The 12,890-nt window shown below is 67.5% G+C and carries 14 protein-coding genes; all 14 read left to right on the top strand.

The window, feature by feature from the left end; all coding sequences use genetic code 11:
• Positions 1-391 precede the first annotated feature (391 nt).
• The 14 genes from O5K39_RS05170 (at position 392) to O5K39_RS05105 (ending at position 12,872) form a co-directional block, all read left to right on the top strand.
• Positions 392-1,081 carry a TorF family putative porin gene (locus O5K39_RS05170; RefSeq protein ID WP_271146217.1) on the top strand — a complete coding sequence of 230 codons (690 nt, stop codon included), beginning with the start codon at positions 392-394 and terminating at the stop codon, positions 1,079-1,081.
• Positions 1,082-1,132: 51 nt separating this feature from the next.
• A complete protein-coding gene (locus O5K39_RS05165) occupies positions 1,133-3,085 on the top strand; it encodes a methyl-accepting chemotaxis protein (protein ID WP_271146216.1) in 1,953 nt (650 codons plus the stop codon).
• Between the two features lie 165 nt (positions 3,086-3,250).
• Positions 3,251-5,203, top strand: a complete 1,953-nt coding sequence (locus O5K39_RS05160; RefSeq protein ID WP_271146215.1) for a methyl-accepting chemotaxis protein — start codon at positions 3,251-3,253, stop codon at positions 5,201-5,203.
• Entirely contained in the window at positions 5,203-5,484 is a 282-nt protein-coding gene (locus tag O5K39_RS05155; protein ID WP_271146214.1) for an STAS domain-containing protein, read from the top strand. The genes O5K39_RS05160 and O5K39_RS05155 overlap by 1 nt, the downstream gene beginning before the upstream one ends.
• A complete protein-coding gene (locus O5K39_RS05150) occupies positions 5,481-5,846 on the top strand; it encodes a response regulator (RefSeq protein WP_271146213.1) in 366 nt (121 codons plus the stop codon). The genes O5K39_RS05155 and O5K39_RS05150 overlap by 4 nt, the downstream gene beginning before the upstream one ends.
• A gap of 2 nt (positions 5,847-5,848) precedes the next feature.
• Complete coding sequence (locus tag O5K39_RS05145) at positions 5,849-8,167, top strand: chemotaxis protein CheA (protein ID WP_271146212.1); 2,319 nt, start codon at positions 5,849-5,851, stop codon at positions 8,165-8,167.
• A 2-nt stretch (positions 8,168-8,169) separates the two neighbouring features.
• Positions 8,170-8,631: a chemotaxis protein CheW gene (locus O5K39_RS05140; protein WP_271146211.1), complete on the top strand. Its 462-nt coding sequence runs from the start codon at positions 8,170-8,172 to the stop codon at positions 8,629-8,631.
• Positions 8,628-9,497 carry a protein-glutamate O-methyltransferase gene (locus O5K39_RS05135; RefSeq protein ID WP_271146210.1) on the top strand — a complete coding sequence of 290 codons (870 nt, stop codon included), beginning with the start codon at positions 8,628-8,630 and terminating at the stop codon, positions 9,495-9,497. Before O5K39_RS05140 ends, O5K39_RS05135 begins: the two co-directional genes overlap by 4 nt.
• Positions 9,494-10,540 (top strand): chemotaxis response regulator protein-glutamate methylesterase, encoded by a 1,047-nt coding sequence (locus O5K39_RS05130; RefSeq protein WP_271146209.1) that lies wholly within the window; start codon positions 9,494-9,496, stop codon positions 10,538-10,540. The genes O5K39_RS05135 and O5K39_RS05130 overlap by 4 nt, the downstream gene beginning before the upstream one ends.
• An 11-nt stretch (positions 10,541-10,551) precedes the next feature.
• Positions 10,552-10,941, top strand: a complete 390-nt coding sequence (locus O5K39_RS05125; RefSeq protein ID WP_271146208.1) for a response regulator — start codon at positions 10,552-10,554, stop codon at positions 10,939-10,941.
• Positions 10,941-11,480, top strand: coding sequence for a chemotaxis protein CheD (locus O5K39_RS05120; protein WP_271147104.1), 540 nt, complete (start codon positions 10,941-10,943; stop codon positions 11,478-11,480). The genes O5K39_RS05125 and O5K39_RS05120 overlap by 1 nt, the downstream gene beginning before the upstream one ends.
• Entirely contained in the window at positions 11,480-11,815 is a 336-nt protein-coding gene (locus O5K39_RS05115; protein WP_271146207.1) for a hypothetical protein, read from the top strand. Before O5K39_RS05120 ends, O5K39_RS05115 begins: the two co-directional genes overlap by 1 nt.
• A gap of 2 nt (positions 11,816-11,817) precedes the next feature.
• Positions 11,818-12,420 (top strand): response regulator, encoded by a 603-nt coding sequence (locus O5K39_RS05110; protein ID WP_271146206.1) that lies wholly within the window; start codon positions 11,818-11,820, stop codon positions 12,418-12,420.
• Positions 12,417-12,872, top strand: a complete 456-nt coding sequence (locus tag O5K39_RS05105) for a chemotaxis protein CheE (RefSeq protein ID WP_271146205.1) — start codon at positions 12,417-12,419, stop codon at positions 12,870-12,872. Before O5K39_RS05110 ends, O5K39_RS05105 begins: the two co-directional genes overlap by 4 nt.
• Positions 12,873-12,890 lie beyond the last annotated feature (18 nt).

The raw sequence follows: 12,890 nt of genomic DNA, 5'->3' as shown, positions 1-12,890 counted from the left end.
CCTGATGGAAAGCTATCAGTCAGACAAATGCGGGTAAATACCCAATCAATGCCGCGAAAGCTTTGGGTTGCAGGTGTCGGCATTTCACCGGTTTGATCACCGGTTTGAAAGACAACATTTGCCTTTTCGGCCAGACAACTGAACACCGTTTAGTTGTCTGGCTTTGAATGTTGCGGATACCGCACCTGTTGCGGATAGCGTCCGTAGCGTCGGCATCAACCCATCCAGAGGATGCAGGCCGGGAGACAAGGCCGATCACGAGGCCCGGAATCGCCCGCGCGACGGTGCGTTAAGTATTCTTACGTAGGTAGCGGTTCACGAAGAATATTCGCCACGTCGTCAACCTTAACGGCGAAATCGGGCCAGAACGGCTCTCTGAAAAACGAAAACCATGACGAACAATGTAATCCGAATCGCCGGCCTGATGATGGGCTTTGGCGCTGCCACCGTCGCCTGTGACGCACAGGCCAGCGACCCGTTCTCGTTCCAGGTGGGCGTCGCCAGCCAGTATATGGGCAAGGGCGTCGGCAAGAGTAACGAAGAGCCCAGCGTCTCCGGCTCGGTCGAAGTCACCCACAACGGATTCTACGCCAGCCTGTTCGGCGCCACCGCCGAACTGTCGCAAGGGTCCGACGCCGAAATCCTGACCACGGTCGGATATCGCACGACCGTCGCCGGCACCGGACTGGACTTTGCCGTCATCAACCGCGACCTGCCGGGCACCCGCCCCGGCGTCGATGCCAACTACACCGAGTACCAGGCCGACCTGTCGCGCAAGATCGGACCCGTCTCGACCCGGTTCCGCGTCAACTACACCGCCGACGGCTTTGCGGCGACGCAGGAGGCCTGGTGGATCGAGTTGCAGGGCGGCGTCGCCCTGGACGCCAACACCCGGGCCACCGCAGCCATCGCCGAGCGCACCGCCGACGGCGGCGCGGAATACACGGCCTGGAACGTCGGCGTGAAGCGCAAACTGCCCCACGATCTGTCTCTCGACCTGCGCTGGTACGACACCGACGGCCATCGTTTCGGCGAAAGCTACGAAGGTCGGCTGGTGGCCGCCCTGACGCTGTCCCTCTGATTTCGTCCTGAATTACCCGTCCCGTTAGCGTCCCTCGACCAGGAATCTGTCATGCACCTGAGCAATGTCCCGATCGGCAAGAAGCTGATCCTCGCCTTCGCCGTCGTCCTTCTGGCGATCGGGGCCATGGGCGCCACCATCTTCTTCAACCTTCAGGCCCTGGCCAAGGCCGGCGAGGCACGAAGCGCGGCCAATGCGATCGTGCGCGACACTGCGAGGGTTGAGTTCAAGATGGCACGCCAGGAGAACAGCTATCGCGGCTTCCTGGTTTCCGGCGACCGGTACTATCTGGAGCGGCTGGATTCCCACCGCGCCGACTTCAAGGCCGGACTTGAGGCGCTGCGCAGCAACGGCGGTGCCGAGATGGACCGTCTGGCGGATGTCATCGAACAAGGTGGGGACGCCTGGTTCGAGAACGTCGTCACCGCCGGTGTCGCCCTGGCCGCCAATCCGGCGACCCATGCCCAGGCCGTCGCCATGGTCGGTCAGGACGGTACCGCCGACAACTACACCAATGTCGTCGAGGAGGGTCTGGACGCCCTGAACACCCAGAACATGGCCGCGCTCGAGAGCACGCGAAACGCCCAGGCCGCCGCCGCCAAGACGGCCCAGATCGCCCTTCTGGTCGGCCTGGTCGCGGCCTTGCTGATCTCCGCCGGCGCCGCCTGGATCCTGACCCGCGGCATCGTCGGTCCCGTGACGATCATGATCGGCCATATGCGCCGCCTGATCGGCGGGGACACCGGCTTCGACGTCGCCGAAAGCACCCGCAAGGACGAATTCGGCGAAATGGGCCGCGCGGTCCTGGCCTTCCGCGACGCCGCCATCGAGAAGACCCGCCTGGAAGCCGAGGGTGCTGCCCTGCGCGGCCAGTCGGATGAGGAACGCGCCCGCAACCAGCGCGCCGCCGAGGCCGCCGCCCGCGAACAGGCGGCCGTCGTTTCCGCCCTGGGCGAGGGCCTGGACCACCTGACCCGTGGCAACCTGACCTACACCCTGACCCAGCCCTTCCCGGAGGACTACGTCAAGCTGAAGGACGACTTCAACACGGCCATCGGCCAGCTGCGGGACGCCATGTCGGTGGTCGTCACCAACGTCTCGGCCATCCGCTCGGGTTCGGGCGAGATCAGCCAGGCCGCCGACGACCTGTCGCGCCGTACCGAGCAACAGGCCGCGTCGCTGGAAGAAACCGCCGCTGCGCTCGACGAGATCACCGCCACCGTCAACCGCACGGCCTCGGGTGCCCGTCAGGCCTCCGACACCGTCCAGGCGGCCAAGGGCGATGCCGAGACCAGCGGCAACGTCGTCCGCGACGCCGTCAGTGCGATGGGTGCGATCGAAAAATCGGCCCAGGAAATCAGCCAGATCATCGGCGTCATCGACGAGATCGCCTTCCAGACCAACCTCTTGGCCCTGAACGCCGGGGTTGAAGCCGCCCGTGCCGGCGACGCAGGCCGCGGCTTCGCGGTCGTGGCCTCCGAGGTCCGGGCCCTGGCCCAGCGTTCGGCGGAAGCTGCCAAGGAGATCAAGGTCCTGATCTCGGCCTCGACCTCCCAGGTCAACACCGGCGTCAATCTGGTCGGTCAGACGGGCGAGGCGCTGCAACGCATCGTCAGCCGCGTCGCCGAGATCGACGGCCTGGTGTCGGAAATCGCCGCCTCCGCCCAGGAACAGGCCACCGGCCTCCAGCAGGTCAACACCGCCGTCAACCAGATGGACCAGGTGACCCAGCAGAACGCCGCCATGGTCGAGCAATCGACGGCCGCCAGCCACTCCCTGTCGCAGGAGGCCGAAAGCCTGGCCCAGTCGGTGTCGCGCTTCCAGATCGGCAGCGCGGCCCCGCAGGCGACCCGCTCGGCCCCGCGCGCCGCGCCCCGTCCTGCCGCACACCGTCCCGCCGCCCCCGCACAACGCCCCGTCGCCGCCCTGCGCACCACGGGTCACGGCGGTGCCGCCCGCCGACCCGAACCCGTCGCAGCCGCCGACGGATGGGAGGAGTTCTGATCACCAGCCGATCGGTGTCCTGGCAGGCTGAGGACACCGATCTAGGTAGTCCTACGTACGGCGAAATTCATCATTAAGAGCGGCGTCGAAGGTTAGTTAACTCTTGGCTCACCAGATGTCGTCAGCATCTGGACTGAAAGACGGGGGGAAGAGATGTTCAAGCGCATGAAGATACGAGCCCAACTGGCCTGGGGATTCGGGGGCGTACTCCTGATGTCGGTCGTGGTGGGTGTCGTCGCGATCGAGCAAGTGGCCCAGATCGAGGCCAATCTGACGACGATCAACGACGTCAACAGCGTCAAGCAGCGTTATGCCATCAACTTCCGTGGCAGCGTCCATGACCGGGCCATCAGCCTGAGGGACGTCACCCTGGTCTCGACAGCCGCCGAGATGGATGCCGCCGTCGAAAGCATCGAGACCCTCGCAGCCGCCTATGCCGCTTCCGCCGGTCCCCTGGACGCCATGATGACCGGCGAGGGCGTCACCTCCGACGAGGCCGCCATCCTGGCCAGCATCAAGGAGACCGAGGCCCGCACCAATCCCATGGTCGAGCGCGTCGTGGCCCTGCAAGCGGCCGGTGACGCCGACGGCGCCAAACGCCTGCTGATGGAAGAGGCCCGGCCCGCGTTCGTCGAGTGGCTGGCGCGCATCAACCAGTTCATCGACCTTCAGGAGGCGCGCAACAAGGCGATCGGCGCCGAGACCCGCGAGACGGCGTCGCACTTCACCTGGCTGATCGTCGGCCTGTGCGGTCTGGGTCTGCTGATCGGCGCCGCGATCGCCTTCTGGGCCACGCGCGCCATCGCGCCGCTGAACCGGCTGACTGTGGTGATGCAGGACATGGCCAAGGGCGAGCTGTCCCAGATCGTGCCTTCGCGTGAGCGGGGCGACGAGGTCGGCGCCATCGCCAACGCCGTCGAGGTGCTGCGCCAGTCGAGCCTGGAGGCCGCCGTGCTCAAACAGGAGGCCCACGGCTTCCAGACCGAGCTGGACCGTCGCCTGAAGAGCAAGGAAGTCGAGTTCGAGAACGCCACCCACACCCAGGCCGCCGTGGCCGCCGCCCTGGCGGAAGGCCTGTCGCATCTGTCGCAGGGCGACCTGACCTATCGGATCGCCGATACCCTGCCGGCCGAGGCCGCACAGGTCCGGTCGGACTTCAACGCCACGGTCGCCAACCTGCAGGAGACCATTTCGGAGGTGGTGAACAACGTCTCGGCCATCCGCTCGGGTTCGGGCGAGATCAGCCAGGCCGCAGACGACCTGTCGCGCCGCACCGAGCAACAGGCCGCCTCGCTCGAGGAAACCGCTGCCGCTCTGGACGAGATCACCGCCACCGTCAACCGCACGGCCTCGGGTGCCCGTCAGGCCTCGGACACCGTCCAGGCGGCCAAGGGCGATGCCGAGACCAGCGGCAAAGTCGTCCGCGACGCCGTCAGTGCGATGGGTGCGATCGAGAAATCGGCCCAGGAAATCAGCCAGATCATCGGCGTCATCGACGAGATCGCCTTCCAGACCAACCTCTTGGCCCTGAACGCCGGGGTTGAAGCCGCCCGTGCCGGCGACGCAGGCCGCGGCTTCGCGGTCGTGGCCTCCGAGGTCCGGGCCCTGGCCCAGCGTTCGGCGGAAGCTGCCAAGGAGATCAAGGTCCTGATCTCGGCCTCGACCTCCCAGGTCAACACCGGCGTCAATCTGGTCGGTCAGACGGGCGAGGCGCTGCAACGCATCGTCAGCCGCGTCGCCGAGATCGACGGCCTGGTGTCGGAAATCGCCGCCTCCGCCCAGGAACAGGCCACCGGCCTCCAGCAGGTCAACACCGCCGTCAACCAGATGGACCAGGTGACCCAGCAGAACGCCGCCATGGTCGAGCAATCGACGGCCGCCAGCCACTCCCTGTCGCAGGAGGCCGAAAGCCTGGCCCAGTCGGTGTCGCGCTTCCAGATCGGCAGCGCGGCCCCGCAGGCGACCCGCTCGGCCCCGCGCGCCGCGCCCCGTCCTGCCGCACACCGTCCCGCCGCCCCCGCACAACGCCCCGTCGCCGCCCTGCGCACCACGGGTCACGGCGGTGCCGCCCGCCGACCCGAACCCGTCGCAGCCGCCGACGGATGGGAGGAGTTCTGATGCCCGACGCCCATGTGATCCTGCCGCCCGTTCTCGACCTCCAGTACGCCGAGCCCCTGCGGGCCGAGCTTCTGGCCCTGCGCGGGCAACCGGTGACGATCGACGGCTCGGCCGTCGAACGCCTCGGCGGGCTGTGCCTGCAGGTGCTCATCTCAGCCCAGCAGAGCTGGGCGAGCGACGGACAGACCCTGGTCATCGACCGGGTGTCGCAAGCCTTTGCTGATCAATGGAATGCCTTCGGGGCCGCCCTCATGGCCCCTGAAATCGGAGAAGCCGCGTGACCAAAACCATCCTCACCATCGACGATTCGCGCACCATGCGTGACATGCTGATGATGGCCCTCGTCGAGGCGGGCTATAACGTCATCCAGGCGGTCGACGGCATCGACGGTCTGGAAACGCTGAGCGCCGAGGGCGCCGACGTCATCATCACTGACATCAACATGCCCCGTCTCGACGGGTTCGGGGTCATCGAGGGCGTCCGCGCCGATCCCAACCACCGTGCGACCCCGGTGCTGGTCCTGACCACCGAAAGCGACGCCGCCAAGAAGCAGCGGGCCCGCGACGCAGGTGCGACCGGCTGGATCGTCAAGCCGTTCGATCCGGCCAAGCTGGTCGAAGCCGTCCGGCGCGTGGCGGCCTGATCATGAGTGACGCCGTGGATCCGTTCGAGGCCATCAAGGTCGTCTTCTTTCAGGAGTGCGACGAACTGCTCGGCGACCTGGAAGCGGGCCTGCTGGCGATCGAGTCCGGCACGGCCGACGACGAGACCGTCCACGCCGTGTTCCGGGCCGTTCATTCCGTCAAGGGCGGGGCCGGGGCCTTCGGCCTCGACGCCCTGGTGCGCTTCGCCCACGTCTTCGAGACCCTGATGGACGAGATCCGTTCGGGGCGGAAATCCTGTGACGACGTGACGGTGAAGACCCTGCTGCGGGCCGCCGATGTCCTGGCCGATCACATCGCCGCCGCCCGTGGCCAGGCCGCGCCTGTCGATGAAGCCCGCTCGGCGGGCCTTGTCGCCGAACTGGAAATGCTGACCCACGGCGAGGCGAGCGCGCCCGTCACAATAAGCCCCACCGTCGCTGAAACGCCCGTGGCTGACGCTGTCGTCGATGAGGATGATTTCGGCTTCCGCCCCGTCGCCTTCAGCTTCGCCGGCCTGGGCGAGGACGCCCCGGTCGAGGCCCCGGCCGGCCAGGTCTGGCGCGTCGTGTTCCGTCCGCACGGTCGGATGTACGTCAACGCCAACGAATCCGGCCTGCTGCTGCGCGAACTCTCGCGTTTGGGCGAGATGACAGTGTCGCTGGACGCCTCCGCCATACCCGACCTGTCCGAACTGGTCGCCGAGGAAGGCTATCTGGCCTGGACGGTCGATCTGACGACCGAGGCCGGCGAGGCCGCCATCCGGGACGTGTTCGACTTCGTCGAGAGCGACTGCGACGTGGCCATCATGCCGGCATCGGCCGGGTCGGAGCCCGTCGAAGATGCGCCTGCGCCCGCCGCCGATTTCGACATCGCCGCCCTGTTGGCCCGCGCCCAGGCCGAGGTCGCCACGACCGTCGCGCCCGAGCCGGAGTTCACACCCATGGCCGCTCCGGTGACGCTCGAAGCGCCCGAGCCGGTCGCGGCCCCGATCGCTGAACCCGCACCGCCGGTCGCCCCGGCCCCGGCCCCACACGCCGCCGCGCCCGCCGCACCTGCCGCAGTTGCCGCAGCTGCCGCAGCGGCAGCGCCCGCCGCGCCGGCGGCTGTCACCATCCGCGTCGACCTCGACCGGGTCGACCGGTTGATCAACGTCGTCGGCGAACTGGTCATCCAGCAGGCCATGCTAGCCCAGCGCGTGATCGAGAGCGGCCTGGCGCGATCGTCCGGCGTGTCGGTCGGGCTCGAGGATCTGGAACTGCTGACCCGGGAGATCCAGGACAGCGTCATGGCCATCCGGGCCCAGCCGGTGAAATCGGTGTTCCAGCGCATGCCGCGCCTTGTTCGCGAAGTCGGCGAGATGACCGGCAAACGCGTCCGTCTGGTCACCGCCGGCGAGGATACCGAGGTCGACAAGACCGTGGTGGAACGTCTGGCCGAGCCGATCACCCACATGCTGCGCAACGCCATCGACCACGGGCTGGAAAGCCCGGACGCTCGCGTCGCCGCCGGCAAGCCGGCCGAGGGCACGGTTCGCCTGGCCGCCCTGCACCGCTCGGGCCGGATCGTCATCGAGATTTCCGACGACGGCGCCGGCATCAACCGCGAACGGGTCAAGGGCATCGCCGTCTCGCGCGGCCTGATCAGCGAGGACGCGGTCCTGACCGACGAGGAGATCGACAACCTGATCTTCCTGCCGGGCTTCTCGACCGCCGAGACGATCACGGACGTTTCAGGCCGGGGCGTGGGCATGGACGTGGTCCGGCGCTCGATCCAGGCCCTAGGCGGCCGCATCTCCATCTCGTCCAACCCGGGCAAGGGTTCGACCTTCACCCTCAGCCTACCGCTGACCCTGGCGGTGCTGGACGGCATGGTGGTCACCGGTGCCGAACAGACCCTGGTCGCGCCCCTGACGGCCATCGTCGAGAGCCTGACACCGCGTACTCAGGACATCCACTACGTCGGGGGCCACGACCCCGTGATCCGCTTCCGCGACCAGTTCGTGCCCCTGATCGACGTCGCCCTGGGGATGGGTTTCCGCGACACGCCCGCCGTGCCGGAAAAGGGCGTCGCCGTGGTCATCGAGACCGAGGCCGGTGCCCGCGCCGCCCTGCTGTTCGACGCCATCCAGGGCCAGCGCCAGGTGGTCATCAAGAGCCTGGAGACCAACTACCAGCAGGTCGAGGGTGTGGCCGCCGCGACCATCCTGGGCGACGGCCGGGTCGCGCTGATCCTCGACGTCGACGCCATCGTCACCTCATGGCGCAAGAAGGCGGTGCGTATCGACGCCGCCTCTCGTCCTGACCTCAAACTCGCGAGTTGATCATGAACGAAGTTTCCAACGCCGCCGCCACGCGTGAACTGATCGCCTTCCGTATCGGCGAGCAGGAGTTCTGCGTCGACATCATGGCGGTCCGCGAGATCCGCGGCTGGACGCCCGCGACGCCCCTGCCCCGCGCCCCGGGCTATATGAAGGGCGTCATCAATCTGCGCGGCGCGGTCCTGCCGATCATCGACCTGGGCGCCCGCTTCGGCCTGCGCACCTCCGAGCCGTCGGCGCGTCACGTGATCATGGTCGCCCACATCGGCGGCCGCATGGTCGGCCTTCTGGTCGACGCCGTGTCCGACATCATCCAGCTGACCGACGAGGCCGTCCAGCCGACCCCCGACATTGCCAGCGAACAGGTGAAGTCCTTCGTGAAGGGCCTGTTCGCCATCGACGGCCGGATGATCAGCCTGATCGAACTCGACCGGATCATCCCCGAGATCGAGGCCGAAGCCGCATGACGAACTCCGCCGGACGCAAATCCCTGGTCGAAGGCGAGTTCGTCTTCACCGCCGAGGATTTCCGCAATATCGCCCAGATCCTGCACAGCCACGCCGGCATCGCGCTAAACGAGGGCAAGGCCGCCCTCGTGTACTCGCGACTGGCAAAGCGGCTGCGCACCCTGGGCCTGCGCAGCTTCCGGGACTACTGCGCCCTGATCGAGGGCGTCCAGGGCGTGGACGAGCGTCAGGCGATGACGGCGGCCCTGACCACCAACGTCACGCGCTTCTTTCGCGAACCCCATCATTTCGATCACCTGCGCGATCAGGTCATGCCTGCCCTGGCCGAGCGCGCGCGCAGCGGCGGCCGGGTCCGCCTGTGGTCGGCCGCCTGTTCCAACGGCCAGGAGCCCTATTCCATGGCCATGACCGTCCTGGCGGTCCTGCCCGAGGCCGCCGATCTGGACGTGCGAATCCTGGCCACGGACATCGACCCCAACATGGTCGCGGAGGGCGCCATCGGCGTCTATCCGGAAGAGGCGCTCGAACCGGCCCCGCCGGTGCTGCGTCACCGGTTCTTCGACAAGGAAGTCGGCCCCACGGGCCAGACCCTGCTGTCGGCCAACTCGACCCTGCGCGATCTCGTTTCCTTCCGGGAACTGAACCTGATCGGCGACTGGCCCATGCGCGGCCGGTTCGACGTCATCTTCTGCCGCAACGTGGTCATCTATTTCGACGATGCGACCCAGGAGCGGGTCTGGAGCCGGTTCACGCCGCTGATGAACCCGGGCTCCACCCTCTATATCGGCCACTCCGAACGCGTCAGTGGTCCGGCGACGAAACAGCTGCAGACCAGCGGCCTTACAACCTACAGGCTTGGCGCATGACCAGTCCCGTCCGTGTCCTGGTGGTGGACGATTCGCCGACGATGCGCGGCCTGATAACGGCCGCTCTCCGGCGCGACCCTGAGATCGAGGTCATCGGCACCGCCTCCGATCCGATCGAGGCCCGCGCCCTGATCAAGGAACTGAATCCCGACGTCATCACCCTGGACATCGAGATGCCCAATATGAACGGTCTGGAGTTCCTCGAAAAGATCATGCGGCTGCGGCCCATGCCCGTAGTTATGGTCTCCACCCTGACCCAGGCCGGTGCCGACATCACGATCGAGGCGCTCGAAATGGGTGCGGTCGATGCGGTCGGAAAGCCGGGCGCCGGCGTCACGGCGACCGAAGCCTTCGCCGAGCTGACGCTCAAGGTAAAGACAGCCGCCCGGTCCCGCGTCCGGGCCCGCGAAGCCGGCGAGGTGTCGCGTCCGCGCACTGACTACCGCCCCGCCGCCGATCACATCCTGGCCATCGGCGCCTCGACCGGCGGCGTGGAAGCCCTGTTGACCATCGTGTCCGCCTTCCCGGCCAACTGCCCGGCGACCGTGATCACCCAGCATATGCCGGCGACCTTCACCCCCAGCTTCGCGGCCCGGCTCAACAAGATGTCCGCCGCCACGGTCAGCGAGGCCGTCGACGGCGCGCCCCTGATGCCCGGCCACATCTATCTGGCCCCCGGCGGCGTCGCCCATCTGGAGGTGTTCGGAACCACGCCGCGCTGCCGCCTGAGCCACGGCGACACCGTCAGCGGACACCGTCCCTCGGTCGATGTCCTGTTCCGTTCGATCGCCCGCATGCGTCGTCCCATGACCGGGGTGATCCTGACCGGCATGGGTCGCGACGGCGCGCAGGGGTTGCTTGAGATGCGCAACGCCGGTGCCCACACCCTGGGTCAGGACGAGGCCTCCTCCGTCGTCTACGGCATGCCGCGCGTCGCCCAAGAGATCGGTGCCGTCGAGCGCCAGTTGCCCCTGACCCGCCTTTCGTCCGCAATCCTCGACCTGTGCGCCGCGCCCTCCCGCGACGCCCATGTCGCCGCCTGAGGTCCCCCAGAATGCCCGCCGCTTCCGCCATCCATACCCTGATCGTCGACGACCAGATGTCGATGCGCGCCCTGATCCGCAACAGCCTGCAACAGCTCGGCTTTCGTGAGTTCCGCGAGGCCGCGGACGGCGAGGCCGGCCTGCGCGAGATGATCACCAAACCCGCGCACCTGGTGATCTCGGACTTCAACATGCCCAAGCTCGACGGCCTGGGCCTTCTGCGCGCCGTGCGGTCGCACCCACCGACGCAAGGCGCCGCCTTCATCATGCTGACAGGGCGTGCCGACAAGGAGCTGGTCGCCCGGGCGGTGCAGTTCGGGGTCAACAACTATCTGGTCAAGCCGTTCACCGTCACCCAGCTGAAAGACAAGCTGGAAGGCGTTTTCGGACCCCTGACATGATGTCCGCTGCCGCCCTGGCGACCGAACAGCGGATCCACGTGGGCCAGGGCGAGCACCATGTGACGTCGGATCCCAATGTGATGCTGACCACCATCCTGGGCAGTTGCGTCGCCATGTGCCTGCGCGATCCCGACACCGGGGTGGGAGGCATGAACCACTTCCTGCTGCCGGAAGGTGCCGGGGCCGGCACCGACGCAGGCCGCCGCTACGGCGCCTATGCGATGGAACTGCTGATCAACGACGTGCTCAAGGCCGGCGCACGCCGCGACCGGCTGGAGGCCAAGCTTTTCGGCGGCGGACGGATGTTCGACTCGCTCAGGGACGTGGGCCTGGCTAACGCCGATTTCGCCGAGCGCTTCCTGCGCGACGAGGGCATTCCCGTGGTCGGCGGCAGTCTGCGGGGCTCGGGCGGACGGCGTCTGCACTACTGGCCCGTGAGCGGCCGCGCCCTGCAACGCGCCGTGACGGACAGCCACATCCCGACCCAAGCGCCACCGCGCGCCCAGCCCGTCGCATCCGGCGCCGTGGAACTGTTCTGATGAGCCTGGACCGCGACCACATCCTGCTCAGCGCCGTCGCCGACGAGATGGGCGATATCCGCGCGGATTTCGACAGCCTGTCCGGACTGATCACCGAGCTGATGGCCTGGTGTCCGGCCGAGGCCCGGGCCGACGCCCTGCCACAGATCCAGAGCTTCGATCTGCTGCTGCAACGCCTTGAGGGCCTCAGCGGCCTCGTCGCCGCCCTCGGCGCAGGCGTGCCGATCGACGTCGCCCTGCATGTCCTGACCCTGTCCGATCAGACCGCCCGGCTGACCGGCGGCCTCGCGTCCGGCGCCTCGGCGGTGTCGGGCGACGTCATGCTGTTCGACTGACGATGGCCCGGGTCGCATCACCATCGGATCGGATCAATCTGGCGCACTCCTCGGTGCTGCTGGTGGATCACAACCAGAGATCGCTCGACATGCTGAGCTCGATCTTTCAGGGCTTCGGCGTGCGCGAGCAGACCAAATGCGGATCGTCCACCGATGCGGTCCGGCTGGTCCAGACGCGCAGCATCGACCTGATCCTGATCGATAGCGCGATGCCCGAGATGGACGGATGCGACTTCACCCGCTGGCTCCGGCGCGAGACCGAGGCCCCGCTTCGCCATACGCCGCTGATCATGCTGACCGGCCATGCGGCCTCGTCGCAGGTCCTCAAGAGCCGGGACTGCGGGGCCAGTTTCGTCGTGACCAAGCCGCTGACGCCTACAATCTTGTTGCAACGGATCCTCTGGCTGGGTGCCGACGAGCGCAACTTCATCGAATGCGAAACCTATTGCGGCCCTGATCGCCGGGTTCGTAATCTCGGACCGCCGGTGGGGATGACCGGGCGCCGTTCCGGTGACCTGTCCGAACATGTCGGTGAAGCCACCGGGGCCAATATGGACCAGGCCGCAATCGACATGATGATGAAACCGATGAGGGTCGCCCTGTGAGCGAGGTCCGCACTTACAAGATCAAGAGCCCCCTGGCCCGGCAGCTGCGCAGGCCCGGCGGCCGCACGGTGCAGGACATCACTCGCCTGGCCGATGGGAAGCTGGAAGACCATCGCGACGGCGTGATGGCGACGATCGCAGATACCCTGGACGAGCTGGACCGGGTCGCGACCGCTGCGGCCCCGGATACGGGTCCGCAGGTCTATCAACTGGCCTCGAGCGTCATCGACCTCGGTGGCTTCTTCGACACCGGCCCCCTGCATGAGGCCGCATACAGCCTGTGCGACACGGCGGACCGGATGATCGGGGCGGACGCCTGGCACTGGCCTTCGGTCCGTGTGCATCTTCAGGCAATGCGGCTGATCATGGCGGGGGGCTGTCGTCCCGGCCGTACCAGCGAGGTCCTGCTGGAAGGCCTGCGCTCGGTCAGCCAGCGACCGCTGGCCACCTGAGACCTGCGGTCGTCGCCG

The sequence above is a fragment of the Brevundimonas sp. NIBR10 genome (genome assembly GCF_027912515.1).
GTDB lineage: Bacteria > Pseudomonadota > Alphaproteobacteria > Caulobacterales > Caulobacteraceae > Brevundimonas.
The sequence above is the reverse complement of the archived record's forward strand: the minus strand, read 5'-3'. Positions and strand labels throughout refer to the sequence as shown.

What these genes read in the sequence shown, in the direction of transcription:
- O5K39_RS05135 (WP_271146210.1), top strand. Translation starts at nt 8,628, where the DNA reads ATGACGAACTCCGCCGGACGCAAATCCCTGGTCGAAGGCGAGTTCGTC.
- O5K39_RS05160 (WP_271146215.1), top strand. Translation starts at nt 3,251, where the DNA reads ATGAAGATACGAGCCCAACTGGCCTGGGGATTCGGGGGCGTACTCCTG.
- O5K39_RS05125 (WP_271146208.1), top strand. Translation starts at nt 10,552, where the DNA reads ATGCCCGCCGCTTCCGCCATCCATACCCTGATCGTCGACGACCAGATG.
- O5K39_RS05110 (WP_271146206.1), top strand. Translation starts at nt 11,818, where the DNA reads ATGGCCCGGGTCGCATCACCATCGGATCGGATCAATCTGGCGCACTCC.
- O5K39_RS05165 (WP_271146216.1), top strand. Translation starts at nt 1,133, where the DNA reads ATGCACCTGAGCAATGTCCCGATCGGCAAGAAGCTGATCCTCGCCTTC.
- O5K39_RS05130 (WP_271146209.1), top strand. Translation starts at nt 9,494, where the DNA reads ATGACCAGTCCCGTCCGTGTCCTGGTGGTGGACGATTCGCCGACGATG.
- O5K39_RS05145 (WP_271146212.1), top strand. Translation starts at nt 5,849, where the DNA reads ATGAGTGACGCCGTGGATCCGTTCGAGGCCATCAAGGTCGTCTTCTTT.
- O5K39_RS05115 (WP_271146207.1), top strand. Translation starts at nt 11,480, where the DNA reads ATGAGCCTGGACCGCGACCACATCCTGCTCAGCGCCGTCGCCGACGAG.
- O5K39_RS05140 (WP_271146211.1), top strand. Translation starts at nt 8,170, where the DNA reads ATGAACGAAGTTTCCAACGCCGCCGCCACGCGTGAACTGATCGCCTTC.
- O5K39_RS05120 (WP_271147104.1), top strand. Translation starts at nt 10,941, where the DNA reads ATGTCCGCTGCCGCCCTGGCGACCGAACAGCGGATCCACGTGGGCCAG.
- O5K39_RS05170 (WP_271146217.1), top strand. Translation starts at nt 392, where the DNA reads ATGACGAACAATGTAATCCGAATCGCCGGCCTGATGATGGGCTTTGGC.
- O5K39_RS05155 (WP_271146214.1), top strand. Translation starts at nt 5,203, where the DNA reads ATGCCCGACGCCCATGTGATCCTGCCGCCCGTTCTCGACCTCCAGTAC.